This window comes from Paenibacillus aceti (genome assembly GCF_003614185.1).
In the GTDB taxonomy this organism is placed as follows: Bacteria; Bacillota; Bacilli; order Paenibacillales; family Paenibacillaceae; genus Fontibacillus; species Fontibacillus aceti.
Genome location: NZ_KZ987724.1, coordinates 4,669,688 through 4,695,117, shown reverse-complemented (window position 1 = coordinate 4,695,117; position 25,430 = coordinate 4,669,688). Strand labels below are relative to the sequence as shown.

Here is a 25,430-nt window from a genome sequence, read left to right as displayed (position 1 = left end):
CTCTAAACATCAATTCTATTAATTCTACGATACGATAAATAAGCAACGGCTAATCCGAACAAACAAAGAATCGCTGGTATGACGATAAATTGAAACATACTGGCGGAGCTGCTGCCATTAGAGACCATTGCATTGGACAGCGTTCCTATAATGACTGAACTCGTAATAGTAGCTGCAGTGGAGTTTTTACGCATGCCGAAGAACAATGAGATAAGACTTAATCCGGCTGTCATGGCAGAAGCAATCAGGATTGAAGGAACGATGGCAAACAAATCTTTCATTGTTGCAGGAACCTCGAAAAAGTGAAGCTGCGGATTCAATAAAACCGTCACTCCTTCAATGAGCAAGGTGGAAATGACAATACTAGCGAAACAGAAACCGAGAACAATCATTAACTTGGCCTGGATGATCTTTTTACGCTGTAAGGGATACGTAAACAAGAGCTGCATCGTCTTACTCTTATATTCTTCAATCACCAGTCTGGAAATCAGAATGCCCGAAAAAACGACAAAGGTAATGCGGATGAAGATGTTCGCAAGCGACATGAAATCTGCAAAATTGTAGAACATAGGCTCATCCTGGGCATTTGACATTAATGCCATCCCTGCCACCAGTACAAAAATAATCACCATACTAATCACGGCTTTGATACCGTATCCTGCTATCTGATTTTTTTTCCATTCGATTTTTATCAGTTTAAACATGCTCGTTTCCCCTATGAATCAGTTTTAGAAAATATTCCTCAAGATTGCTCTCTTCACGGATCTCCGACATTTCACTTCCTTAAGCAGCTCCCCTTGGTTAATAATCCCGATCGTATCCGCAACCGATTCAATCTCTGACACAATATGGCTGGAGACTAGAATGGTCATGCCGTACTCATTCTTCAGCTTCAACAATAGAATCCGGATGTCTTTGATCCCGACAGGGTCCAGACCATTGATCGGCTCGTCCAGAATTAGAATAGCCGGGTTTGTAATGATCGCTCTGGCTATTCCCAATCGCTGCTTCATCCCTAACGAAAATTCATGCACTTTTTTATGCTGTACCCCGTTTAAACCAACAATTCCAAGCACTTCAGGAATACGTTTCTCGCTTGAACACCCCATATATTTGCAATGAAGCTTCAGGTTATCAACCGCTGTGAGACGATCATAAAAAACCGGATATTCAATGATGCTGCCAATATGCTTCAAGTATTGATAAGACATATGGGATACAGGCTGCCCGAGTATGCGAATTTCGCCTGACGTGGGCTTGACCAAATTCAGAATCATTTTCATGATGGTTGTTTTGCCTGCGCCATTCGGCCCGAGGAAACCGTAGATTTCCCCTTTCTCAATATGCATGGTAACATCCGACACGATTTCTTCGCCTTTATATGCTTTTGATAACCGATTAATTTCGATCATTGTGTCCATCAGCTTTTCTCTCCTTAATCCTGTTTAGATGAAGCACCAGATCAAGCCACTTATAAGATGTGAAAAGATCTACGCCTGCCTCTTGCTTCACTCATAGGGTAAGGCTTTTCTCTCCCGTTTGGGATGCTTACATCGCCAACAGTCCTTTAACTTTCATCAACGGTATTCATTAAAAAAAGAAGGGGTTGTCTCAAAAGTGGATCTTCCGACTTGAAAGACGCCTCTTTTGCGTGCCCAAAGATGTGAACATCCCCTGTTCTGGCCAGATCACTCGGACACGGACATAAATGTCCGTTAGCGTTGATTCTGTGGCATCCCGCCCTTGTAACGGACAATAATGTCCATTACAAGGGAAATTGTCGTGAAAAATTGCATTTTGTGCTTCTAAGGGTCAAAGTGTCCGTTAGAGGCGGGTAGTTGTCGTTTACAGGCTCTAACGGACATTTGTGACCGCTAGATCAGCGGAGAGTCCTGAACATCCGTGTTTGTCTCTTGCGCCACGCAAGCTTAATAGATGGTACAAGGATCGAAGCCGACGCGAATAAATACGGAGTTTGGGATTGTGGCTTTGGCCCACAAAAAAGTTGGACAGAAAACATGACGTTTCTCCGACCAACTTTTTATTTTAGAGGCTTATTGGACAGCCCCTTCATATGTAATGTTAGTTAGGAAACTCCCTTTGCCTCAGGGACTCCATTTTTTCAATCGTTTCCTTTTGCAATCTTCTCGAGACAGAACAGCTCAGGCCATGGTCGAACAAGACGATCCTGTTCTTCTTATCAATCGATCTGATATTCGCCAGGTTGACGACAAATGCCCGGTGGCACCGAAAGAGACGCTCATCATACTCTGCGATTTCATTCATTTCAGCGTAAAATTCGAACGTTCTGGATTTCGCAATCAATCTTATTTTATGTGCGATTTCCATCGTCTCAAAATATAAAATTTCTGAAAAAGGAATTTGAAAGCTGGTGTATTTATTCTCAAAAGAAAACAGGTCAGAGCTTACAGGGACGGTTCTGCGTTCATCAGCAAGAAGCAAGCCTCTACCTTCTGGATAAATTCAGCCTCCGGCAGGTCCTTCTCAATAAAATCCAGAGCTGCTACCCGATAAGCAAACGTCTTGGGCGCCAGCTCCGAATGCGTAGTGACAAAAACAATCGTCCCATATGGGTCTATTCGCCTGATTCCCTGCGCCACTTCAAGCCCGGTATGCTTCTCGTTTTTAATCTCTAGATCCAGAAAATACAGCTGATGATCGGCAGCGTTCTCGATTTGCGCCAATAAATGATCTGGTTTGGCTGTCGAGAACAGGTTCCGGTAACGGACTTGATTGTTGAGGCATAACTCCTTGACGATTCGTTCCAGCCGTTGCTGCTGGATCAGATTATCCTCCAAAATATATATATTCATGATCGTTCAGCCTTCCGTAATATAAGGGTTTGCGAGAATACATGAGGATGGCTCTCCGATTCCAGTGAAGCATATTTATGATCATTTAACATTTGCTGCACATTAAATAAGCCCATGCCTCTCCCTTCGCCTTTGTTTGAGTATCCCCGCTCCCCTAGACTTCGCAGATCAATCTGTTCTTCACTGCTATTCTCAATGATCAACCGCAACGCTTCAGTATCCTCCAGCAATACAATCCATAGTCTGCGCTCTTTCGTAGTGGCAGCCGCTTCAATCGCATTATCGAGCAATATGGAGAGAATCCGAGTAAAAGAAATCAGTTCCATCGGGATTACATGGACTGGCTCCTCGATTTCCAAGGTAACGTCAATGTTCATTTGCTGCGCCAGCATGATTTTAGCCGCGAGGATACTTTTGACTTCTGAGATATGAAGATTCCTCAATTTAACGAAGCTGTATTCGTTCTTCCGCAGGAACTGCCTGGTCGGTTTGACGGTATTCTCAAATACATGTCTGACTTGGTCCCAATCCTCTCTGTAAATCCCGTCCTCTAGCGTCAGGAGAATATTCGTATAATCATGGCGAAAGCCTCTGAATTCATCATAGATTTTCTCTAACTGGGCCGCATACTCCTTAAGCTGCACCAACTGATCACTTCTTGACCTATCCAGTTCCTTCTTCCGGATGTGATGATACTGGAACTGCATATACAGCAGAGCAACAACAAACAGCAGCCACATGCTTAAGAGGATCATTCGATGGTAGGGGCTATACTCCCCCGTTTGATTGCTAATGGACAAAATCGGATATACCGAAACAATAATGATGATGAACAAAACAATCACGGGGACAAAAATGATTTTACCGTATTCTCGTATAAGCTGTTTGCCCAACTGCGGGACAAAGCGACGTACCAGCCGAAGCAGGATTTCGTTGAGAATGGGCGGCGCCATCGCCGTAAATAGATATGGAAGGTACTCGATATTGGCTGACGACTGCCGGAAAATCAATTGAACGAGCCAAGTGATCGGAATCGCGGCTAAATAGCCCAGAAACGAATTCATAATTAAGGCATATGCCCCATAAAAAATACCCAAAGCGGAAAATTGTCTATGATTCTTAAAGTAGGAAATGCCAATGAAGCAAGCAAATAACGAAACTGCCCCCCAGACCCCGATGAAATACGTAGAGACCCAGCCAATCAGCAAAAAAAACGATAACCAAACGATCATTTCTCTGATCGAAAATGAGTAGCGCGAAACAGATTTGAAAATAAAAAAGAAGCTCAATATTTGAATTGCCATAATCAGATTGAACATTACATGCACCACCAGCCGATAAAACCGCTCCAAAACGAAAGTCCAAAAATGTCTCGTTCAAACAAAACAAAAAGCACCAACATCAGGTATAAGTGAACCAAAGGCCCACTTTCCCGAAAGAAGGTGCTCTTAAATATACATCAGACGTTATATCACCGCAATTCCTTACTCATCCTTCGCTAGGACAGTCTGGATTGCCATTTTCGAAGCTGTACGCTCTGAATGCTTCTGTTCCTTAATGTGCTGCAAATAGCGACGGGTCTCTGCCACCACAACCCCAGATAAGCCTAATATAGCGATTAGGTTCGGCAGTGCCATCAGCCCGTTTACGATATCGGCAAGCAGCCAGATGGCATCCAGCTTAATGAATGCGCCAGAGGCGATCAACAGTATGAACACAATCCGGTAAGGCAGGATCGACTTCACACCGAATAAGTAAGTGATACAGCGCTCACCGTAGTAATTCCATCCCAGAATCGTCGTGAAGGCAAACAGCATCAGACATAGCGTCAGAATGACCGACCCGTAAGGGAGCGCAGCATCGAAGGCCGCCTGGGTCATCATCGCTCCGCGTTCAGCCCCCTGCCATACTCCGGTTACGATCAAGGTAAGACCAGTTAAAGTACAAATAATGATCGTGTCAAAGAATGTACCCGTCATGGATACGAGCCCCTGTTCAGCAGGCCATTTGGTCTTGGCAGCCGCAGCAGCGATCGGCGCACTCCCGAGGCCCGACTCATTGGAGAATACCCCGCGTGCAACGCCGTTACGGATAGCCATCATGACTGTAGCACCGAGGAAGCCCCCACCTGCTGCCGCCGGCTGGAAGGCACTCTCGAACACCAGTGCTACGGCATGCGGGATTTGATCGATGAAGGTGAATAGCACGACAAAGGAAGCGATGAAGTAAATGACGGCCATCACCGGAACGACCTTCGTCGATACCCGCGAAATACTTTTGATCCCACCCAAGGTAACCAATGCGGTTAACACCGTCATAATCCCCGCCGTTACGAGGGCCGGAACGCCCCAGCTCGACTGTGTCGAAGATACAATCGCATTCACCTGCGGGAAGGTCCCGATACCGAAGAGAGCCACCAGCACCCCGCTGATCGCAAAAAACACAGCCAGCGGCTTGAACTTACTCCCTAAGCCCCGCTCGATATAATACATCGGTCCGCCAGACACCTGCCCTTTATCATCGGTCGTCCGGTATTTGACAGCTAATACGCCTTCGGCATACTTCGTTGCCATCCCGAAGAACGCAGCCATCCACATCCAGAATAACGCTCCGGGACCCCCTACTTGAATCGCTGTCGCCACCCCGACGATATTCCCTGTACCGACGGTCGCGGCAAGTGCGGTAGCTAATGCGCCGAAGCTCGTCACATCGCCCTCCCCTTCATTCTTGGCCTTGAACACCAGCTTCAAGGCGAGCGGCAGACGGATCACCTGCAGCAGTCCGAGCCGTAAGGTCAGCCATATTCCCGTTCCTACTAATAAGATGAGTAGAGGCGCCCCCCACACCCATTCGTTGATTAGCTGTAATACTTGCATTTGTTTCTCCCCCTCATGATGTTTGCATGCTCCTAGATGACATGAAAAAGAGCCAAATCCGATGGATTTGACTCTGGGGACGTTATTGCAGATTTCCGGTACGCCAATATAAAGGTGAATGAGAGGATTAATGTGAAAATAAACACATATCCGCTCCGCCTCCGCCGTGAATATCCGGCATCTATGACGCAAAAACGCGAAGATCGATCCTGCAATCCCTGTCCTTTTACCTGAGAGTTTTAACGCGGCTCATTCGCTAACTTGCTGCTGCGCGCGTATTGCCCCTTCGGTGCTCCATCTACGGAGTCTCTCCAGAGTCCTGTCCGCTTACGGTCCTGCTTCAAGTCCGGGTGTTACCCCTTCTCTACAGCGCCTGAGAGTTTAATGCCCCTTCGGCCAAGCCTACCCGCTTGTCTCCCGTAAACTTCATCCAGTATGCAATTTAAGTTGCTACCCATTATAGAATTCCTGCGCCGATTTGACAAGGATTTTTGTTGGATTGGGGGAAATTTGCTTTTAAGAAGGTTATCCTATTATGATCAAATTTCATTATTTATGTACACTATTATTAGATTATGTGTATTTACGATCATATTTCGGTTAAAATGTAACTAATATAATGTAGTATCCCTTTGAAAGAGAGGAAAGTAAATGGCTCAAAAACAACAAATTCCGTTTACGCCTGAGTCTTTACCACTCAGTAGTGATCGCCTTGACCAGCTTATGTTCTTGCACGAGTTGATTGAGGCTAATAAAAAAGTCGCTCAATATCAAGTGTTACTCCAGAATACAAAGTTGCCTTCACATCTGTTATTAAATCCGGTAATGCTAAATGAAGCCGTGCAATCCACTAAGATTGAGGGTACTCAAGTCACCTTGGACGAAGTCCTCGAAGTTGAAGCCCATAGTAGAAAAAATAATAAGGATATACAAGAAGTCCTTAACTATTACCATGCGCTGCGGGACGGGATGGATAAATTATCTATTCTCCCGATCTCAACCCGATTATTCAAGGCGCTGCACACCACCCTCATGTCTAATCATGTGCGTGGCAGTAATCGTTCTCCCGGGGATTATAGAACCATTCAGAATTCCATCGGCCCTGAGGGTTGCACCATAGAGACCGCAACTTATGTCCCCCCACAACCCCAACTGGTCGATGATTATATGAACAATCTTGAAATCTATATTAATGATCCGCAAGACCAGCTTGATGAACTCGTGAGGATCGCAATTATACACGCTCAGTTTGAGACTATCCATCCATTCCTTGATGGGAACGGCAGAATTGGTCGAATACTGATTCCTTTGTACTTGTACAGTAAGAACGTGATTGACTACCCGAACTTTTTCTTAAGTGAGGCTTTGGAACGAGATAAGCACAAATATTATCGCTATCTTAATGATACTAGATACAAAGGGGATTGGAATCAGTGGGTTCTATTCTTCCTTGAAGCCATCATTCTACAGGCCAACAAGAATATTAATCTAATTAACGAGGTCAACCAATTATATGACCATGATCTGGACGTAGCTCAATCGCTGATCAACAGCAGTGGCATAAAAAAGCTAATCGACGCTATTTTTCAGAAACCGATCTTTACCGTTCACACGATCTCATCCACAGCAGAAATATCTGAAGCAACCTGTAGAAGGTATTTGTCCGTCCTGGAGGAGAACAAGATTATATTCTCAGATGGCAAGCAAAGATCCAAAACTTATTATTACTACAATCTGTTGGATAAATTGAGATAGCGGATTTAGGTAGGAAAAGGACCTCCTTTTAGAAATATTCATAAAAATTGAGGTCCTTTATTTTATGTGCACAAGAGATTAGACTATGTCGCTAGTAATATATCTCTCAAGATCATTTTTTAGTTCCTGTATTGTAAGAAGACAAACATCAACTTCTTTCATTAATTTGTTATTATCTTCTTTAAATTCTAAGAAATTCACTTGTTCGAAGATAACACCTAGATTTTTTATTTCTTCTATATAAGTTCGCACTTTACTCTTTCCTCGATACTTCTTACTGTACTCGCTTAATTCTAGTTTTGCATCAGGATTCTTCAAGAATTTTTTTATTTGCTCGTCGTTTGCCTCACGGATAAAAGTATCTGTCTTTAAATCTAAAATTCCTACTAGTTTTTTTTCTATTTTTTGAAGCATTGTACTTCTCACAACATCCAACTTATATTGTTCTACTATTTCAGGTTTTAGACGAGCTAGACTCTCTAACCATTTCATTAAATTAAATAAGACAGAAATAGAGAATTTACCATTCATCAGATGCTCGCCAATTTCCGAGTGAGGGAAATATCGGAAAACCTGTACTCTAGTTGAAACAAATGAGGTACTCTTATTTAACTTAAGCGCTAATTGCTGAAAAGAACATTTATCCCAATCAATCCACATTTCATAGGTATGCTTAGCCCACTCATAAACGCTCCAATCTGATTTTCCGCCTTGTATTGAACCAAGTCTTTCTTGCTCTTCCTCTATAGATTTTGGCGCCTCTACCAAGTATACAGGAATCTCCTTGAAAGATAACTGCTTTGCCGCGTACCACCTGCGATGACCCGATAATATAGTATAAAATTCATCACTTTTGTAGCAGGTTATTGGCACTTCCCATCCTTTTTCTTTAATTATTCGCTGCATATCTTCAGTTTTTGTAGCATAATTTGTGCGTGGATTACGAGGGTTAGGTTTAATATAATCTATTTCTGCAATTATTATTTGTGGAATAAAACTCATGTTAATTCCCCCCTAGAAGGTCATTCTTTCTTTTTGATATTTTGACAAGTAAGGTATTCGTTTCATCAAGAAGTTGTTGAGCCTCATTTCGATCAATCCATTCAATTTTTTTAATGAAACTCATGGACTTATCTAACATTGAATGGATTTTATTAATATCTCTTTTCCGCTTCAATTGATTCATAGTCATTTCTAATTCCGCTTGACGTAGAGTTTTATTTGTATCTGAAATAAATGAGAAAATTTCTTCTGATGTAGCATTGTATACAAAATTCCTATCATTAGCTATCGAGCTATTAAAACACCTATTTTCATACTTCGTTAACATTTGCTGTCTAATAAACTCTTCCCCAATAGACTCCAAGAAAGTAGGATGACACTGACATAACCGTTTGATCCATTTTTGAATATAGTCCAACATAGTTATCGAATACATTCCGTTTGCCAGTTTCTCTTCAATCTCTTTTCTTGGATAGTATTTATACACGCGGATCCTCGACTCAATTTTACCGGTAGGGACACCCATTTTCTTGCTCAGATCACGATATGCGATTCCTCCAGCATAAACCCACCGATCATATGTGTTCTTAGCAATTTCATAAGGTGTCCATTCTACTTGGGCACTTTGTAAAGAACCTAGTCTATCCTTCTCTTCTGCCGAATTTTCTGGCCTTTTCACAATAAAAACCGGTAGTTTTGCTGAACCCATTTTCTTTGCCGCATACCATCTCCGATGCCCAGCTAATAAAACAAAATACTCTCCCATTCTGTAACAGGTTAATGGTTCCTCAAACCCTTTTGTAATCAATGTTTCTTGCATATTTTCTATATTTATAGAGAGATCTTTTCTCGGATTCCTGGGGCTTGCACTAATTAAATCTATATTTACCCACTCTAAGTTTTTTTCTTCTGCGCTTTTTTCGTCTCTGTTATCTCCTTCCAAGTTTGAAAGTTTCAATAGCAAATCCTCATTTCTGTTTTGAATTTTTTGTTCATCTATTTCACACCACTCAAGAATTCGATCAATGGAGGCTTTTAGCTGTGTTGCAGTAATACCACAGTATTCTAAAATATTCTCTCTGCTATAATCATCGATAAACATTTGTGCAACTTTTCTATCCAAAACAGATAGTTCATTATTAGATGTGATATCTTTCTGATCGTTTTCCAAGATTAATGTATCTATTACATAACTTTTTTCTTGCTGCTCATTATTGTTATTACACGAATCAAACAAGTACAATGTTCTTTTAATTATAATGAAATGCATAGCTTCAGCAGCTTGTTTCTCAGTGCATCCTAATAAATTTGATATATACTTTGGGGAATAACGCATTAAGTCTTGTCTTTTGATTTTAAGCATTATTTCATTCACTTTTTTACTCGGGATTATATAGTTGAAATACTTTACGGTGAAATCCACCATCTTCCCTTTTACGAATTTACGTGCATACTGCCAGAAAGGCCCCTTATTAGAATTGTATTTCATATATGCTTCAATAAGGCCTAAATATCCTTGCTGTACAAGGTCCTCATGTAGCCATCTATCGTAATACATAATTCTTAGATTTAAAAAGTCATGTGCTGTCCATAACACTTTTTTCTTGTAAGTCTCCACTACTCCCTCCATTCTTGATTTGTTTTCCAATTCCCCATTCAAATAATTACCTCCCTCTACATCAAAATTGTCTTGATTATATATAATAAAATTCAAGAAATCTCGCATTCGTCAAAGGTTCCTATTATCCAACAAAAATACCCGGAATATGCACTAACACTTCATTCAACCGTTCAATCGTAATTATCCTCGCACTACCCCTGTAAGGACTGTCGATTACCGCAAATAAGGCTAGTATGAGATCAAATGCTCAAGTCTGGTTAATGTGATTAGTTGAGAAGTAGTATTGCCTATCATTCTTGCGCTCAGTAATATACAATTATCAGGAAGATATTAGGAAGTTACTTTATTTAAAGGAGAGAAATTGATGACGATTCAGCAGCAAGCAGCCATGCAGTCCATGATCGAGTGGCTGGAACATGAGAATGAGCTAGGGCGAAAGCCGGGCAAGATTGAGATTGCAGGTGAATTTGATCTGCATGAAATGCATTATTACATATTCAAGTATAAAAAAACGATGCTGAGCAAGTGGCTACTCGGTGTCTGCGGGGGGTATGAGGACCCGGAGGATACCGAGCATTGCGGCCATATTTTCAGTGAAATGCAGCCTTATGATCCGTCGACTGCGGAGCAGGATGCGATTGACATGGTAGAAATGATCCGCGAGTATTGGATGAAGCAGGCAGCCGCTCTTGAGGCGCAGCAAGCCGAGGATGATGAAGATGAAGAAGACGGAGAGAAATCGCCTGGCATCTTCAATGGATTCATTCTGCTCGATTCATCGGAATGTGATCTGAACCAGATCAAGGCCAATCTACAGCAGGACTGGGGCATCACCTGCCCGCCTCCGGCGGAGGATGAGAAGGATGGGATTCTTGTCTTTGAGTCGGAAGGCTTCATGTTAGCGGCAAGCTTCGTTGATGCGCCTATACCGGATGGCGAGGCGGAGCATTTCGCCGAGGCAAATTACATGTGGAAGGAAGCTGTTGAAGTAACCCGAACCCATGTAGCGCAGATTATATTGGCTGTATTCACCCGCTCCGGTACGCCACAGGAGAGCGGCAAGATGTTCACGAAGCTGGCCTCCAGCTGCCTGAAGCTGCCTAATGCGGTCGGAATCTATACTTCAGGCACCGTATTCCAACCTGAAATGTATGTGGAACTGGCCGAGCTGATGAAGGAGGACAATGCATTTCCGCTACTGAATCTAGTGTACTATGGACTGGCCAGGACGGAGAATGGAGTGGGTGCATATACCTACGGGCTGAGGGCCTTTGGCAAGGAAGAGATCGAGATCATCGACAGTCAGGCCAGCCCTGCTGAGCTGCGCGACTTCCTGATTGATATTACCGGTTATGTGCTCGAATATGATGTTACTTTGCGCGATGGAGAAACGATCGGATTCTCCGAAGAGCAGAAGCTGCCGATTACCCGCTCCGCGGGCGTTATGGTTGACGGCGAGAGCCTGAAGATTCAGTTCTGATACCATACTGCGTAAATCACCTATATTATTGAGGAAAAGTCTGCAAATCTGCAGGTTGTTGATCAATGCATAGCTTCGTAGAACGCGAAACCGTGCTTGCGCTAAAATGTAATGAAACCAGGTATCGCTATTGGGGCATTTTTCTGCCTTAAACCGTAGATTTCATCAAAATAGCGATATGATTGCTGCTAGAATAAAAAGTGGACACCAGTTAACAGACTGGAGATAATGAGACCAACGGAGGTGTCCACATGGGAGAACAGAGACAACGTTATAACGAAGAGTTCAAGAAACAAACGGTAAGGTTCATTCAAGAACAAACCAAAACGGTAGCCGATCTGGCGGAGGAATTGAATATTCCTCGAAGTACCTTACACCAATGGATGAGCCAGTATCGGGAATTAAAGAACGAACCGGCAGCCCGTGCAGATCGGGTACGAGAGTTGGAAGCCCAATTGAATGAAATGAGCCGTCAACTCCAGGAAAAAGAGCAAAAGATTGCAGATGTCGAAGAAGAACTAGCCATCGTAAAAAAAGCAGTGCACATCTTCAGCAAACCAAAGAACTAAGATTTCAATTTATTGAAGAACATCGCTCCGAGTTCTCTTTGGTGAAGATGTGCAAAGTCCTTCAGGTTTCCCGGAGCGGTTATTACAAATGGAGAATCAAGAAACCCAGCGAGCAGGCGCTTCGGAAGAAGGCTGTGATGGATCGTATTCAGTACCATTTCCATGACCATGAAAAGCGTTATGGCAGCCCTAAAATCACCCATCTTCTGCATCAGGAAGGGCACCCCATTGCGGAACGAACGGTGAGTGTGTATATGCGTGAAATGAAGTTACGCTCCGTGGTATCTAGGAAGTTTCGCGTGCGAACTACAGATTCTGACCATGACCATCCGATTGAACCTAATCATCTGAATCAGCAATTTAACGTATCCCAACCCAACACGGTTTGGGTAACCGATATCACGTATATTCCTTGCCGGGAGGGGCGATTATATCTTGCGAGTGTTATGGATCTATGCACTCGAGAGATTGTAGGATGGCGTTTAGACAACCACATGGAAACGAGTCTGGTGCTGGGAGCCTTACAGGACGCTTATAAAGCCAAACGTCCTAAGAAGGGCTTGATTCATCACTCTGACCGCGGGACTCAGTATACCTCCCATGAATACCGAAAAGAGTTGAAAAAGTACCAGATGCTATCCAGTATGAGTCGAAAAGGAAATTGCTATGACAATGCGTGCATCGAGTCCTGGCATAGTGTTTTGAAAAAAGAACTCATTTATTGCAATGCTCGCTTCAAAACGAAGAAACAAGCTTACCAGGCTTTGTTTCAATATATTGAGTTTTATTACAATCGCAAACGAATCCATGGGGCCTTAGGCTATCTTTCCCCCGTTCGCTTTGCTGCACAGTTTAACAGAAAATCTGCTTCATAACTGTCCACTTTTTTGACAGAAGTCCAGATGTTTCGTTAGATTCCAATCTCCCTCATTTTTGCTCAAATAACGATATGGTGTTTCGTTAGAGGTCAGAGGGACCATCTAGCGCTTTTTCTACAGCCCGGAGTTTGCAGGCTTTTTCATTTTTATGCTGAAATCGAATTTACTATCATATTCATCAGCTGCTGCTCGATCCCGGTAATCGCATAGTTCTTCCGATAGCAAATAAATTTCTCCAGCTCACAGCTAAGATGATCGATCACTCGATACTCCCTTATCCCTAAGGCAGCAGTATCCGACTCCGGAATCAAGCTCACCCCCATGCCAAGCTGGCACATGCTAACCAGGGACTCCAAGGCGGCAATCTCCACATAATCCGCTCTCTCCATCTGGCAATCCTCCAGCAATTGGTCGAACACCTTCTTGTAGTAGCACTGACTGGACGAGATAATCAGGTTCTCGCTCTTCAGAATCATATCCAGTGGTTTATCGACATGCTTGCCGATCAATACTAATCTCTCGGTGCCGTACTTCTTGTAATGGAGCGCCTTGACATCCGTTTTTCCTACTAAAAAGCCGAGGTCGATCATCCCGCTCACAATCTCATGCTCAATTTTCTGTGTATTCCCTGTCCTGATCGTCACCTGTAAATTTCCATACTTCTCATATAATAGCCCCATCGCATGATTGAAATTGGGCGGATTCTTACTCACCATTAGACCGATCCGCAGCAGTGGATTCTCCCGGCTCATCATGCTTCGAGTCTCTTCCCATAGCAATACGATCTTCTTGAATTGGGTATACAGCCTCTTCCCCTCTTCATTCAACTCCATGCCCCTTGGTTTTCTATAGAAAAGCTCCGTGCCGAAGTCACTTTCGATCTTCTTGATCTTGGCAGTCATATTGGATTGCAGCTGATGCAGCTCCTGTGCAGCGGAAGAGATACTCCCCAGCTCCGCGACCGTAATAAATGCTCTCATATTCTCAATATCCAACTGACCTCACCCCTTAGATATCATTTTTTCTGATATATCAATTAAATATATACATTATTTTTAATACCAGAGCAAGATTATACTACTTCATAAAGAAGACAGGGAGGTTCAAAGCTATGCATCATGTGCAAAAAATAAAAGTGGGCATTATCGGAGGCTCTATCCGCAATCGGTGGGCCAGCTCAACCCATATTCCCGCCCTGCTGCAAAGCGGGCTTCATGAGATCACAGCTATCGCGACGACCAACATGGCCTCTGCTCAAGAAGCGGCGAAGCAACTAGGACATGTCGCAGCTTATGACGACTATACTAAAATGCTGGAATCGAGCCATGTTGATATGGCCATTGTCAGTGTGAAGGCCCCTTACCACCGGGATATCGTGATGGACGCCATCCGGGCCAACAAGCATATATATTGTGAATGGCCTCTGGCCGTCACTAAGAGCGAGGTCGATGAGATTATGGCACAGATCCGCCGCTCACCGGTCAGGCATGCCATCGGCTTACAGTCCCGCCAGGCCGATGAGGTAAAACGGGTCAAGGAAATGATCGATCAGCAGGAGATCGGCAGGATTCTGTCCGTTAATCTGAAGTCCTCGACACAGGCCAAGGGCAATTGGGTAGACTCAGGCAGCAGCTATATCCTTGAACGGGGTAATGGAGCAACATTACTGACGATCAATGGCGGACACGCCCTGGATTTGGTGAGCTACCTGCTCGGGTCATTTACCGAAGTTCAGGCCAGTCACCATACGCACTATACCGAAGCCCGGATCACCGATCAGGAATGCAGCATTCATAAGAATATAGAGGATCAATATTTAATCCAAGGAAAAATCAATCTCCATATTCCGATCTCGATCCATCTGCAAGGCGGCGCTTATCCGCAATTCAGGCTGGAAATCCAGGGTGAGCGAGGCGTGATCCAGTTAGTTCAGAATCGCTCCATCGGTCATCCCCAATACGGCGGGCTGAGCCTCTCCTTAGTGAAATATGACTCAAGTCAGTCGATAGCTACGAGTCAGCCGGACGACTTCAAGGTAGTGATGGAGGATCGGAAGGAGTTTCCGCTCACAAACGTCCTGCGGGCCCATCAGTCCTTCGCCTCAGAGATTCTGTCGAATGTGGACAGTCCGAAGACACCGGACTTTCATTATGCTGCTTATTTACACCAATTGATTGCAGCCATAGAGGAATCAGCGAGGACAGGCGTGCGAATCCCCATCACAGCAACTATGGGTTGAGGAGGAATAGCGCCCTAGAACAGCAATAGCAACGTCCCACCTATCACGAGCAGTAGGCCGATGAAGGAGCGGAGCGACAGCCTTTCCTTGAGGAATATGTACGAGAAAATAATCGTAACGACGATGCTCAGTTTATCGATCGGCACCACGAGACTCGCCTTGCCCTCCTGCAGCGCACGATAATAGCATAGCCAGGATAAGCCTGTCGCCAAGCCAGACAGACCGATGAACAGCCAGCTCTTCCTGTCGATCTGCTTCATTAGAGCCTGCTTCTTCTGGAAGAATACGATCCCCCAGGCAATGATCAGGACGACGACCGTACGAATTGCAGTCCCCAGATTGGATTCGATATCCTGAATGCCCACCTTGCCCAGTATCGAGGTCAGGGCGGCAAAGATGGCCGACAGCAGCGCATAGATCAGCCAGGCTCTTCGCGTTGCTGTTCCTGACCCTGCGGACGCCTGCTTCTTCTCAATCATTAAATATGTCCCTAATGCGAGCAGGACGATCCCGATCCCCATAAATGCCGTAGGTACTTCCCCCAGAAACATGAACGCCAGCAGAATCGTCAGGATCGTGCTGCTCTTGTCAATCGGAGTAACCTGGTTCACCGTACCGAGCTGCAAGGCCCTGAAATAGCATAGCCAAGATGCGCCGGTAGCCGCGCCGGATAGAATCAGGAACAGCAGCGTACGGCCAGAGATCGAAGTAATCGTATGCTGTGAGCCAACCACGAACACCATGAGCCAGGAGAACAGCAGCACAATGATCGTCCGCAGTGCCGTGGCCAGATTTGAGTCCGTGTTCTTAATGCCGATTTTGGCCAAAATAGAGGTCATCCCCGCGAACAAGGCCGATCCAAAGGCGTACAAAAGCCACATATATACCACTTCCCTATGAAGATATGTCTGTTACACAGGGTCACTGTATCAAATAATGTTCCATCTGTCACCAACTCTAGGCGAGAGTTCCTAACGAAACTCCATATCGCTATCTCTGCGAAATTGGCGCTATTTCGAATCTAATGAAACTCTGTATCGTTATTTTAGCGAAATCCGACCATTAGCCCCTTTTTCGCCGAAATAGCGATACCTAGTTTCGTTAAGTTTTAAAATCACCCTTTTGGGCGTAAATAGCGATACACAGGTTCGTTAAAAAGTGGGGTTCTCCCTAAACGAGGCATTAGCCGAGATACACAAGATACACAAGATATACAACATTTGCAACACATGCAACAATTCCCTTGTTCAACTTAATAGTCCATTAACAAACCGAAGATATACTGAACGTACAGCACCAACATCACATATCCACTTTATGAAGAAAGGGATGCAGAAACTATGGGAATCCATACGTATTTCCAATCATTAACGGACCTGGAGCGGATCATCCGCTGCCCGGGCAGATTCAAATTTGAGGAGCATAGCGTGTCGGCGCATTCCTGGAAGGTCGTGCAGTACGCCAAGACCCTGGCCGATATCGAGGAGAGCAAGGGGGTCGCCATCGATTGGAAGAAGCTGTACGAAATTACGAGTAGTCATGATTACGGAGAGATCTTCATCGGGGATATCAAGACACCCGTGAAGCATTATTCCTTGGAGCTGCGCGCTATGCTGCAGCAGGTAGAGGAAGGGATGGTCGCTCATTTCATCGACGAGCATATCCCGGAGGAGTTCCAGCCGATCTTCCGCAGACAACTGCGCGAAGGCAAAGATGATTCCGTGGAAGGGCAAATCCTTGAGGTTGCCGACAAGCTGGATCAAATCTATGAAGCCTTCGCAGAGCTGCAGCGAGGAAATACAGAGAAAGAATTCATTACGATGTACCGCAGCGCGCTCATTAAGATCAAACAGATCAAGCTGCACTGCGTTGATTATTTCCTGAATCAAATCCTGCCTGATCTGGTGCAAGAGGGATCGCAATCTCCCGTGGACATCGAACAGATCACGAATGAAGCGCTGGCCTCCGCCGTCTGCCCCTAATTTCTGGCGCTCCAGGCCTCGGACACGGTAGACCAGGTCAACTCTGAAGTGCTGCCGAGGACAAGATCCGCATGTGAAAAAGCCTCCTTCGCCCCGATAGCGACAGCGAACATTCCAGCCGCTTTGATCGCCTGTACTCCTGCCACCGCATCCTCAACACCTATAGAGCAGCCCGGCTCAACCTGCAGCAGCTCAGCAGCCTTAAGGAACACTTCTGGATCCGGCTTGGTATTTTTTATTTCAGCTGCATCCACGATTACATCAAAGGCATCCATCAGCTTCAAGCGTCCGATCACCGTAAAGGCATTCTTGCTCGCCGATGCGATCGCCGTTCTCATCCCTTGCCGTTTCAATTCCGCAAGCAGCTCCGGGATGCCCGGCAGAATATCCGCAGGAATGATCTGCTCAATCAGCTCTTGATAGATGCGATTCTTCCATTGCGCCAGCTCCTCTAGCTGCTCCGCTGTATAATCCACCGGTGTCTCCGCCTGACTCAGCAGCAGCCGAAGCGAATCCATCCGCGATACTCCCTTCAGATTCTCATTAAATTGTCTGGTAAAAGGGATATGCAGCTCATCCGCAATCGCCTTCCAAGCCAAATAATGATGCTCCGCTGTATCTGTAATGACACCGTCCAGATCAAAAATGAACGCCTGTATCGGTAAACCTGTTGTCGTCATATTTTTATAAGCTCCTTCCATCAACGTCTGCTAAGTCTTCCCGCCTCATCATACCTTATGGGCTGAACGCCGACGCGCTTGTATTCGTCAGCCAATCGGGGATTAGCCCAGAACAGGCTGTCCTGCTCCCGATTATCGGCGATTTGCAGTCCCGATTCGAAGGCATTGCCGAGCGCACGCATTTCTTCAGAATCTACTGCCGGATGGGTCACCAGTAAGTAGAATCCAGGATCGAAAGCTTCCATCTGCTCGATATGCTCCGCTACAAGATCCCCACTATTGTCGCCATCCCCCAAGGTCAGATCCGGGAACAGATAATCTCCCCAATAGACTAACCCTCTCGCATTGCACCAGGCACGAAGCTCATCCTCCAAACCCGGAATGACCCAATCGGACATCATATGGGTATCCACATAGCTAATTCGAAATCCCAGCTCAGTCAATCTATTGAACTGGGCCTCCAGCTCCAGCATCACCTCTGCCAGCTGTGGCGGATGCTCCATGAACTCCCGGGGGTGCTGGCGGAAGAAGCCGTCTGCTCCGATCAGCGAAGGAACCGTAGCCGGGTCCGCGACCGGTCCCCATTTCACTTGATCCCACTCAGCATTCAGTACGAAATGCAGCCCGAAGCAAATATCCTCTCTCTCCGCGAACATCCCAGCCGCTTCCTGGACCGCCAGGCAGGTCGCCATCACGGACACATTGCGAAGCACCCCGCCCTCAAGCGCTCTCAGAATTCCCAAATTCGCAGAATGATTGCTCCCGCAATCATCCGCTCTCGTAATGACCTGTGTTCCTCTATGCATGGTTCATCCCTCCAGAACTTATCACAGGACTTCATCGAAGCATCATTTCACAGCGCCTTCAGCAATCCCTTTGATGATATATTTCTGAGCAACGGCGTAGAAGATGACAACCGGGATAATGGTCAGGGTCAGTCCGGCCATCGCCTGATTCCATACGATCGTAAATTCACCGAAGAAGTAGAAGGTCGACAGCTGGATCGTGCGCAGCCCTTTATCCGACAGAGTCAACGATGGAAGCAAGTAGTCATTCCACGTACTAATGACATCCAGGATCGCAACGGTAATCGTAATTGTCTTCAGCATCGGGAATACGATTCTCCAGAAGACACCGAATTTACTACAGCCGTCCAGCGTCGCTGCCTCTTCCAGCGCGATCGGAATCGACTTGATGAACCCGTGATACAGGAACACTGCGATACTGGCGTGGAAGCCGACGTTCATGAAGATCAGACCGCCATGAGTATTCAGCATTGGAATATGGAGATTCGTACGAATCCAGTCCATGACTTGCATCAGCGGCATCATCAGTGTCTGGAAAGGAATCAGCATCGTCGAGATGAAGGCCATGAACATCAATTTACTCAGCTTATTGTCGGTTCTGACCAGCATCCATGCTGTCATGGAAGACAGAATGACCACGAAGATGACCGTGAGAACCGTCACAAAGGTGGAGTTACCCAAGACGGTCAAGAAATTCATCTTCTTCATCGCGGATTCGAAATATTGCAGACTGAAGCTCTCCGGCAGGGCCAGCGCATTGTTATACAATTCCGCCCGCGTCTTGAAGGAGTTCACCAACATAATATAAATCGGCGACAGGAAGATAAGGGCAAGAAGGGCCAACAAGATGGAAGCGATCGCTTTGCTTGTTCGTCTCATTACATCTGCACCTCTTTCTTCTTCGTGATGACTACCTGAGTCAGCGTTACCAGAGCGACGATCAGGAAGAACAGAATCGCCTTGGCCTGACCGATTCCATAATGGCCATAGCCGAAGATTTCATTGAAGATGTTCATCGCGAACATTTCCGTCGAATGCACCGGTCCGCCGTTCGTCAAGCTCAGGTTAACGTCATAAATCTTGAACGCACCGGATAATGTCATGAAGAAACAGATCGTGAAGGAAGGCATTAGCAGCGGGAACGTAATCTTGGTTAACCGATGCCACAGACTCGCCCCATCGACCTTAGCCGCCTCCAGCAGCTCATCCGGAATCCCCTGAAGACCCGCGATGTAGATGATCATGGTGTAACCGGCCATCTGCCAGGTGAATACGATCACTAGCGCGTACAGAGCAAAGTTAGGATTGATCAGCCAGTTGAAGAAGATTCCATCCAATCCAGTCTGGCCGCCTAGAAATTTGAAAGCATCCGTGAAGATAAATTTCCAGATGTAGCCGAGGATCAAGCCACCGATCAGATTCGGCATAAAGAACAAGGTCCGCGCCAGCTTGCTGGTCCGCAGTCCGCTCGTCACCAGCAGCGAGAAGGTCAAGCCGAGTAGATTCACGCTGATAAGCGCTAATAATGTAAATTTGATTGTATTTCCAGCGGAAGTGAAGAACCGCTGATCATGGAAGATCGTTACATAGTTGTCCAGGCCGACGAATACTTTAGGGTTAGCCGGAATGCCATCCCAGCTTATGAAGGAATAAGCGATCCCTATTATAAACGGAATAATTACAACGGTCGTAAAAATAAGGAACAAGGGCATTGTAAATAACCCGAACCAAAGCCTGTCTTTTCTTTTCATTTCCACACGCCCTCTCTAGTTCAGTCTCATTTGAAGCGGGAGCAGGAGACACAAAAGCCTAACACTAGAAACTAGGCTAGGCTTTTGTATTTACTCCGCAACATTCAAATTGATTTATTTAGCAGCTCTTGCCCATGCTTCGTCAAGATTCTTCAAATATTGTTCGCCAGTCATGCCCGCATCAAGGAAGAACTCAGCCGTGGCAGGTGTCAGATCATTGACAATGATCCCTTCAGGGAAGTAATTATTCGCCCAAGGAATCGTGTCGCCATTCTTCGTTGCTTCGAATACAGCCTGGGACAACGGGTCCAAACCATCGGCTTCGATATTCGTCATCGCCGGGATAAATTTGAATTCATTGATGATCGTGTTCTTACCTGTCTCACTGTTATACAACCAGTTCAGGAAAGCGTTAGCTGCCTTGATCTCCTCAGGCTTCGCTCCATTGTTGATGACCCAGCCCCCCGGAATATCGACGGACAGCTTATTATTGCCAGCGATCGGAAGCGGCATCATGCCGATATCCAGATCATCATAATCAGCCAACATTCCATAGCTCCAGTTACCTTGGTGCACCATAGCTGTTTTCCCGGTTGCAAAGTCACCCATTTGCGTATCATAAGTTACTTCCATCGGATTTACAGAATCCTGACGGATTACTTCCATGAACTTCGCAAACTCCTGGAATTCCTTCGTATCAGCCATCTTCACTTCGCCTTTGTTCAGCTTATCGATATAATCAATCGGATCAGCCTGAACAGCAAATGGCGTATTCAGAATATGCCCGATCAGGAAGTACGCTTCTTGAGACAGGCTCAAGCCGTTGATTCCTTGCCCCTTCATGCTGTCCATGAACTTCGTGAAGGAAGCCAGATCGGTTACATCCTTCGGATCCACAAGACTCTTGTTATAAACAAGACCGAAGCCCTCAACACCTGTCGGCACGCCGACAACTTTACCGTCTACTTCCAGAGCCATGTTCGGTGCAATGTTCTTCACGTAGTCTTCGTTACTCATGTCATAGTAGTAAGATTTGAACTTCTCTGCTTCCGCGCCATTCGCAATACTGAAGATTGTCGGCCCTTCATTAGCAGCCATCTTCGCTTGCAGCTGAGTGATATAAGAATCACCGGCAGAGCCCCAAACATCAATCTCATTTCCCGTTTCTTCTTTATATTTATTAGCCAGCTCCTCCAATGCTCCAGCGATCTCTACCTTACTCTGAAAAAGAGAGATCTTCGCCTGCTTCTCCGTTCCGGCTGCTGTGTTCGAGCCATCCGCTCCCGAATTAGCAGAATTATTATCCGTCTTGCCGCCGCAGGCTACGAGAGATGCGATCAATACCATCGTCGCCAGGAACCCAAATGCCTTTTTTGTCTTCTTCATGATTTCGCCCCCGTTAGATTTTTTGAAACCATCGATGCTAAGTATCTTAGCAGTTGGACGGAAACTTTAGCTTGAAACCTGGCTTGAAATCTGACAGCGTTTTCAAACCATTATGTCCTCTCTGCTGTTAATTCAATTATATGGCGCCAAGATTGCTCTCAAACAGGGAAACTCTTCGCCTGTATAGGTAAAATATGAATCAATCCGGGGTGGACTAACGATCCTGCTGCTTCTTGCGATACTGCGAGGGGGACTCGCCGACATGCTTCCTGAATACTTTGCCGAAATAATTATCGTCCTCGTAGCCCACAATCCGGGATATCTCAACGATGCTGATATCGGAATGGCCAAGCAGGGACTTGGCCCGCTCCATCCGTAGCTGGGTGAGGTAATTCATAATCGTCGTATCATAGGTTTCCTTAAACTTCTTAGAAATATATTGCGGACTGAAATAAAATTTATCGGCCAGTGAGGTCAGACTGATATCTTCATTAATATGGGAATCAATATAATGCCGGATCGCATGTATACTCCTTAAGGAGGCCAAATTCTCCCCCGCCGATTCAATCATGAGCCAGAAAATATGCGTCAGCGCCTTCTCCCATTCATCCAGATCACTAATCCAAAGTGATAACGGATCGATATGCTGCTCCAGCTCAAGCTGACGAGAAATACGCATAATTAACAGATTGACCTCGATCGTGTAATGCTGCAATCCTTTTAATGATAAATAGCCCTGATCCTTCAATTCCTGGACAAAGGAATGGATCAGCTCCTCCAAATAGCCCTTATCCTGCTTCTTCAGCGCTTCCAGCAACAGCAATTCCTTATCCATCAGGCTCGGAATCGTCTGTGGCTCCAGCGGCACTATCGGCTGTCCATCGAGAATATTCAACTTCAGTATCTCGGTCTTCGCAGCCTTCACTCCGGTCAGAATCTGGGTGTAGCTATACTTCATCTTCGGGAAGCCAGAGAAGGTCTCAATCCGAATTGTAGCTTGCCAGGATTCCTCCAGCTTCCGACGATAGTGCTCCATCTCCGCCACCGAAATATCTCCCGCCGTGAAAACGCAGAAGAAGGATTCCATGCGGAAGAAATAATACTGCGTCAGCGGACGCAGCACCTCTCTTAGAATATTCCTGACCGAGAACAGAAATAAGGCCTCATCCCCCATGAAATACCGGTCAACGATCGCCGTGCCGTTCCGCGGCAAAAAGAGCAGGACATAGAAATCCTCCAGCGGAAACCCGGCCTCAGCTAGCAATTGCCGAACCCCTTCATGATTGGCAGTCTCACCCTGCAGATAAGTCGCCATTCTCTGCTCATTCAACAGCGTGTTAGCCTCATGAACCTGATAACTCCGTCTTAATTCCTCACTCTCATTCTGCTTGCTCTCCAGAATCGATTCGACCGCTCGGGATATCGTCTTGTTCAGATCATCGATCTTGAACGGCTTCAGCAAATAATCGAAGCCATTCGCAAGCAAGGTAGCCCGGGTATACCGGAACTCCTGATAGCCGCTTAGGACGATGACTTTCGAGTCCCAGCCCTCTTCCCGCAGCACCTCCAGGAAGGCGATGCCATCCATGCGCGGCATGCTCATATCGCATATAATTAATTCCGGCACTTCACGCCGGACAACCTCTAGCGCTTCCGCCCCATCCTCGGCAGTATATATTTGAGTAATATTGTACTGGTCCCACTGAATAGATAATTCAACACTTTCCCGGACATGCTGCTCATCATCCACGATCAAGACTTTCATCGACATTCTGCTCCTTCTCCTGATGGTATGGAAGTTCCAAGGTTATTGTAGTTCTAATGAATGGCTCGCTCTCGATTCTCCATGCGAAGCCCGCTCCGCAATATAATTGAAGACGCTTGAATACATTAATCAGACCGATTCTCGTCCGCGAATCATGTTGAATGGACTGCTCCGAATACTGATTATGAATCTCCTGGATCGTCTCCGGACTGAAGCCACGTCCGTTATCGATAATCCGAATTAACAGCTTCTCCGCCGCTTCAATCTCAACTCTAATCTCACCAATTCCCTCCCCCTTCTCAATTCCATGGATGATACTGTTCTCGACTAGCGGCTGCAGGATCATTTTCGGAATATGGAGATCCAATGCCTCTTCGGCACAGCTCTGTGTGAACTGGATCCGTTCCTGATACCGCCCCATCTGCAACGAGATATAATGATTCAGATGATCCAGCTCATCCTGGAGCCGAACCTCCTCGGTATCGATATCCATACTATAGCGGAACATCGCTCCAAGCTCTGCGATCTTATCACTGACCTCCGGTGCATTCTTCTTGATCGCCAGCGAACCGATCGACTGCAGCGTATTGAACAGGAAATGCGGGTTAATCTGCGCCTGCAACATCTTCAGCCGGGCGGTCGAGACCTCCAGCTGATAACGGTACTGCTGATTCCACAATATATCGAGCTGCCTCACCATCTCCTGGAACCGGTCCTCCAGCACCGCCAGTTCATCCGAGCCTCGGGATTCCATTTGGATATCGAAGTTCCCCATCTGGATATTCTTGATATGCTTGAGAATCCGCTTCACCCTGAACAATATAAAATACGAGATCAGACCGGCCATAATCGTCACGAATACCGTGACAATCAGCTGGATCGTGAAGGATTCGTTCAAGGCCTGCTTCCCGGCCTGGTCGATCACCGATTGCGGGATGAACCTGACCAGTGTAACGGGAATATTAGAGTCGGCATCCCGGAAATAGATATAAATTCCCCTGGAATCATTAATCATTCCCTTGGAAGACCCTGATTCCTCTCTTAACCGTTCAATCCATCCCTCCTCCCCCTCTACCCCAGGGGTTGAGTACAGCAGCTGCAGATTATCCTGTAGGAAAATATACGTCTCATTCTCCTCTTCCATCCCGAGCGGATTAGCCAATTGCTTCAGAATCGTGTCTCTTACCGTCATCGTCGTCATGCCCAGCAGCTCACGGTTGGAAGCATTGATAAATGCCTTATTGATGCGCAGCCTTCTCTCCCCGTTAAATTCCACGACCGAATATTCCTGATCTAATTCATCATACTTTGCCCCCGGCAAATGATCGTTGAAATCAGGCATCGGAATACGCTCGTTCAGCTCGGATTTCACGGTGATCTGCTTGTTGGTTAAAGCGCTTTTGTAGATAATCGACCTGATCTCAGAGAAGCCCGCATAGTTCCGTGCTATTTTCTGCTTCATGTATACGGATTCAACCGGCGTCTGCACCTCCTCTTTGGTCAAGAGCCGCATCAGCTCCGGATCACCGTAATACGTATAGGAGAGCATGGATATATCATGAATATATTTCGTGATACTGGACATCTTGATCGCCATGGAGCTCTGGTTCAGCTGTACCAGCTGCTCCTTCACCGAGCGCCCGATAATCTGGTAGGACAAATAATTGGAGATCAACAGAGGGACCGCCGTCGTTATGAGCATGCTCAGCAGTATTTTGGCAAACAAGCTCCGCTTCATCAGAAACATCCTAATCCTCTCCTATAGCCATTTAAGTTAACTCTATTCTAAAACAAAAAAGATCCCCC

General features: G+C 45.9%; 23 protein-coding genes and 2 riboswitches. Of the genes, 6 read left to right on the top strand and 17 right to left on the bottom strand.

Going from position 1 to position 25,430, the window contains the following annotated elements:
* Positions 1 to 2 precede the first annotated feature (2 nt).
* From BFJ94_RS21090 to BFJ94_RS21070, 6 genes are all read right to left on the bottom strand, one after another.
* A complete protein-coding gene (locus BFJ94_RS21090) occupies positions 3 to 704 on the bottom strand; it encodes an ABC transporter permease (RefSeq protein ID WP_120464397.1) in 702 nt (233 codons plus the stop codon).
* Positions 705 to 728: 24 nt separating this feature from the next.
* Positions 729 to 1,421, bottom strand: coding sequence for an ABC transporter ATP-binding protein (locus BFJ94_RS21085; RefSeq protein WP_229717201.1), 693 nt, complete (start codon positions 1,419 to 1,421; stop codon positions 729 to 731).
* Positions 1,422 to 2,082: 661 nt separating this feature from the next.
* Positions 2,083 to 2,349 (bottom strand): LytTR family DNA-binding domain-containing protein, encoded by a 267-nt coding sequence (locus tag BFJ94_RS26235; protein ID WP_369126914.1) that lies wholly within the window; start codon positions 2,347 to 2,349, stop codon positions 2,083 to 2,085.
* Positions 2,350 to 2,426: 77 nt separating this feature from the next.
* The gene (locus BFJ94_RS25655) at positions 2,427 to 2,834 is read right to left on the bottom strand and encodes a response regulator (protein ID WP_205571045.1); all 408 of its coding nucleotides are present in this window, start codon (positions 2,832 to 2,834) and stop codon (positions 2,427 to 2,429) included.
* Positions 2,831 to 3,898: a sensor histidine kinase gene (locus BFJ94_RS21075; RefSeq protein ID WP_162944361.1), complete on the bottom strand. Its 1,068-nt coding sequence runs from the start codon at positions 3,896 to 3,898 to the stop codon at positions 2,831 to 2,833. The genes BFJ94_RS25655 and BFJ94_RS21075 overlap by 4 nt, the downstream gene beginning before the upstream one ends.
* 420 nt (positions 3,899 to 4,318) lie before the next feature.
* Positions 4,319 to 5,710 (bottom strand): alanine/glycine:cation symporter family protein, encoded by a 1,392-nt coding sequence (locus BFJ94_RS21070; RefSeq protein WP_120464395.1) that lies wholly within the window; start codon positions 5,708 to 5,710, stop codon positions 4,319 to 4,321.
* Positions 5,711 to 5,918: 208 nt separating this feature from the next.
* A riboswitch (glycine riboswitch) is annotated at positions 5,919 to 6,035 on the bottom strand.
* Between the two features lie 32 nt (positions 6,036 to 6,067).
* A riboswitch (glycine riboswitch) is annotated at positions 6,068 to 6,140 on the bottom strand.
* 221 nt (positions 6,141 to 6,361) lie between these two features.
* On the opposite strand from BFJ94_RS21070, the gene BFJ94_RS21065 reads away from it, so the two are divergent.
* Positions 6,362 to 7,465 (top strand): Fic family protein, encoded by a 1,104-nt coding sequence (locus BFJ94_RS21065; protein WP_120464394.1) that lies wholly within the window; start codon positions 6,362 to 6,364, stop codon positions 7,463 to 7,465.
* A gap of 78 nt (positions 7,466 to 7,543) precedes the next feature.
* Here BFJ94_RS21065 and BFJ94_RS21060 read toward each other — a convergent pair whose 3' ends face one another.
* Both BFJ94_RS21060 and BFJ94_RS21055 read right to left on the bottom strand, forming a co-directional pair.
* Complete coding sequence (locus tag BFJ94_RS21060) at positions 7,544 to 8,467, bottom strand: ParB/RepB/Spo0J family partition protein (RefSeq protein WP_120464393.1); 924 nt, start codon at positions 8,465 to 8,467, stop codon at positions 7,544 to 7,546.
* Position 8,468: 1 nt separating this feature from the next.
* Positions 8,469 to 10,127, bottom strand: a complete 1,659-nt coding sequence (locus BFJ94_RS21055; RefSeq protein WP_162944360.1) for a ParB N-terminal domain-containing protein — start codon at positions 10,125 to 10,127, stop codon at positions 8,469 to 8,471.
* Between the two features lie 325 nt (positions 10,128 to 10,452).
* Here BFJ94_RS21055 and BFJ94_RS21050 point away from each other — a divergent pair, with 325 nt between their 5' ends.
* The 3 genes from BFJ94_RS21050 (at position 10,453) to BFJ94_RS21040 (ending at position 13,012) form a co-directional block, all read left to right on the top strand.
* Positions 10,453 to 11,568: a DUF4261 domain-containing protein gene (locus tag BFJ94_RS21050; RefSeq protein ID WP_188831518.1), complete on the top strand. Its 1,116-nt coding sequence runs from the start codon at positions 10,453 to 10,455 to the stop codon at positions 11,566 to 11,568.
* 251 nt (positions 11,569 to 11,819) lie between these two features.
* Positions 11,820 to 12,137: an LA_3659 family protein gene (locus tag BFJ94_RS21045; RefSeq protein ID WP_120464390.1), complete on the top strand. Its 318-nt coding sequence runs from the start codon at positions 11,820 to 11,822 to the stop codon at positions 12,135 to 12,137.
* 11 nt (positions 12,138 to 12,148) lie between these two features.
* The gene (locus tag BFJ94_RS21040; protein ID WP_240431932.1) at positions 12,149 to 13,012 is read left to right on the top strand and encodes an IS3 family transposase; all 864 of its coding nucleotides are present in this window, start codon (positions 12,149 to 12,151) and stop codon (positions 13,010 to 13,012) included.
* Positions 13,013 to 13,161: 149 nt separating this feature from the next.
* Here BFJ94_RS21040 and BFJ94_RS21035 read toward each other — a convergent pair whose 3' ends face one another.
* Complete coding sequence (locus BFJ94_RS21035; RefSeq protein WP_120464389.1) at positions 13,162 to 14,010, bottom strand: LysR family transcriptional regulator; 849 nt, start codon at positions 14,008 to 14,010, stop codon at positions 13,162 to 13,164.
* A gap of 116 nt (positions 14,011 to 14,126) precedes the next feature.
* Here BFJ94_RS21035 and BFJ94_RS21030 point away from each other — a divergent pair, with 116 nt between their 5' ends.
* Positions 14,127 to 15,254 (top strand): Gfo/Idh/MocA family protein, encoded by a 1,128-nt coding sequence (locus tag BFJ94_RS21030; protein ID WP_120464388.1) that lies wholly within the window; start codon positions 14,127 to 14,129, stop codon positions 15,252 to 15,254.
* 14 nt (positions 15,255 to 15,268) lie between these two features.
* Here the strand turns inward: BFJ94_RS21030 and BFJ94_RS21025 are convergent, their stop codons facing one another.
* A complete protein-coding gene (locus BFJ94_RS21025) occupies positions 15,269 to 16,135 on the bottom strand; it encodes an EamA family transporter (RefSeq protein ID WP_120464387.1) in 867 nt (288 codons plus the stop codon).
* Between the two features lie 459 nt (positions 16,136 to 16,594).
* On the opposite strand from BFJ94_RS21025, the gene BFJ94_RS21020 reads away from it, so the two are divergent.
* On the top strand, positions 16,595 to 17,236 hold the full coding sequence (locus BFJ94_RS21020; protein WP_120464386.1) for an HD domain-containing protein: 642 nt from the start codon (positions 16,595 to 16,597) through the stop codon (positions 17,234 to 17,236).
* Here BFJ94_RS21020 and pgmB read toward each other — a convergent pair.
* The 7 genes from pgmB to BFJ94_RS20985 all read right to left on the bottom strand — a co-directional run bounded on the left by pgmB (position 17,233) and on the right by BFJ94_RS20985 (position 25,371).
* A complete protein-coding gene (gene pgmB, locus BFJ94_RS21015; RefSeq protein WP_120465345.1) occupies positions 17,233 to 17,916 on the bottom strand; it encodes a beta-phosphoglucomutase in 684 nt (227 codons plus the stop codon). The genes BFJ94_RS21020 and pgmB overlap by 4 nt on opposite strands.
* A 20-nt stretch (positions 17,917 to 17,936) precedes the next feature.
* The gene (locus tag BFJ94_RS21010) at positions 17,937 to 18,722 is read right to left on the bottom strand and encodes a ChbG/HpnK family deacetylase (RefSeq protein ID WP_120464385.1); all 786 of its coding nucleotides are present in this window, start codon (positions 18,720 to 18,722) and stop codon (positions 17,937 to 17,939) included.
* A gap of 42 nt (positions 18,723 to 18,764) precedes the next feature.
* Positions 18,765 to 19,601, bottom strand: a complete 837-nt coding sequence (locus BFJ94_RS21005; protein ID WP_120464384.1) for a carbohydrate ABC transporter permease — start codon at positions 19,599 to 19,601, stop codon at positions 18,765 to 18,767.
* The gene (locus tag BFJ94_RS21000) at positions 19,601 to 20,473 is read right to left on the bottom strand and encodes a carbohydrate ABC transporter permease (RefSeq protein ID WP_120464383.1); all 873 of its coding nucleotides are present in this window, start codon (positions 20,471 to 20,473) and stop codon (positions 19,601 to 19,603) included. Before BFJ94_RS21000 ends, BFJ94_RS21005 begins: the two co-directional genes overlap by 1 nt.
* Positions 20,474 to 20,587: 114 nt before the next feature.
* Positions 20,588 to 21,859 (bottom strand): sugar ABC transporter substrate-binding protein, encoded by a 1,272-nt coding sequence (locus BFJ94_RS20995; protein WP_120464382.1) that lies wholly within the window; start codon positions 21,857 to 21,859, stop codon positions 20,588 to 20,590.
* Between the two features lie 214 nt (positions 21,860 to 22,073).
* A complete protein-coding gene (locus BFJ94_RS20990; protein WP_120464381.1) occupies positions 22,074 to 23,630 on the bottom strand; it encodes a response regulator in 1,557 nt (518 codons plus the stop codon).
* The gene (locus tag BFJ94_RS20985) at positions 23,602 to 25,371 is read right to left on the bottom strand and encodes a sensor histidine kinase (RefSeq protein ID WP_120464380.1); all 1,770 of its coding nucleotides are present in this window, start codon (positions 25,369 to 25,371) and stop codon (positions 23,602 to 23,604) included. Before BFJ94_RS20985 ends, BFJ94_RS20990 begins: the two co-directional genes overlap by 29 nt.
* Positions 25,372 to 25,430: the final 59 nt, after the last annotated feature.

Coding starts and splice junctions, on each gene's coding strand:
- BFJ94_RS21090 (WP_120464397.1), bottom strand. CDS start 704: ATGTTTAAACTGATAAAAATCGAATGGAAAAAAAATCAGATAGCAGGA.
- BFJ94_RS21085 (WP_229717201.1), bottom strand. CDS start 1,421: ATGGACACAATGATCGAAATTAATCGGTTATCAAAAGCATATAAAGGC.
- BFJ94_RS26235 (WP_369126914.1), bottom strand. CDS start 2,349: ATGGAAATCGCACATAAAATAAGATTGATTGCGAAATCCAGAACGTTC.
- BFJ94_RS25655 (WP_205571045.1), bottom strand. CDS start 2,834: ATGAATATATATATTTTGGAGGATAATCTGATCCAGCAGCAACGGCTG.
- BFJ94_RS21075 (WP_162944361.1), bottom strand. CDS start 3,898: ATGAATTCGTTTCTGGGCTATTTAGCCGCGATTCCGATCACTTGGCTC.
- BFJ94_RS21070 (WP_120464395.1), bottom strand. CDS start 5,710: ATGCAAGTATTACAGCTAATCAACGAATGGGTGTGGGGGGCGCCTCTA.
- BFJ94_RS21065 (WP_120464394.1), top strand. CDS start 6,362: ATGGCTCAAAAACAACAAATTCCGTTTACGCCTGAGTCTTTACCACTC.
- BFJ94_RS21060 (WP_120464393.1), bottom strand. CDS start 8,467: ATGAGTTTTATTCCACAAATAATAATTGCAGAAATAGATTATATTAAA.
- BFJ94_RS21050 (WP_188831518.1), top strand. CDS start 10,453: ATGACGATTCAGCAGCAAGCAGCCATGCAGTCCATGATCGAGTGGCTG.
- BFJ94_RS21045 (WP_120464390.1), top strand. CDS start 11,820: ATGGGAGAACAGAGACAACGTTATAACGAAGAGTTCAAGAAACAAACG.
- BFJ94_RS21030 (WP_120464388.1), top strand. CDS start 14,127: ATGCATCATGTGCAAAAAATAAAAGTGGGCATTATCGGAGGCTCTATC.
- BFJ94_RS21025 (WP_120464387.1), bottom strand. CDS start 16,135: ATGTGGCTTTTGTACGCCTTTGGATCGGCCTTGTTCGCGGGGATGACC.
- BFJ94_RS21020 (WP_120464386.1), top strand. CDS start 16,595: ATGGGAATCCATACGTATTTCCAATCATTAACGGACCTGGAGCGGATC.
- pgmB (WP_120465345.1), bottom strand. CDS start 17,916: ATGACGACAACAGGTTTACCGATACAGGCGTTCATTTTTGATCTGGAC.
- BFJ94_RS21010 (WP_120464385.1), bottom strand. CDS start 18,722: ATGCATAGAGGAACACAGGTCATTACGAGAGCGGATGATTGCGGGAGC.
- BFJ94_RS21005 (WP_120464384.1), bottom strand. CDS start 19,601: ATGAGACGAACAAGCAAAGCGATCGCTTCCATCTTGTTGGCCCTTCTT.
- BFJ94_RS21000 (WP_120464383.1), bottom strand. CDS start 20,473: ATGAAAAGAAAAGACAGGCTTTGGTTCGGGTTATTTACAATGCCCTTG.
- BFJ94_RS20995 (WP_120464382.1), bottom strand. CDS start 21,859: ATGAAGAAGACAAAAAAGGCATTTGGGTTCCTGGCGACGATGGTATTG.
- BFJ94_RS20990 (WP_120464381.1), bottom strand. CDS start 23,630: ATGTCGATGAAAGTCTTGATCGTGGATGATGAGCAGCATGTCCGGGAA.
- BFJ94_RS20985 (WP_120464380.1), bottom strand. CDS start 25,371: ATGTTTCTGATGAAGCGGAGCTTGTTTGCCAAAATACTGCTGAGCATG.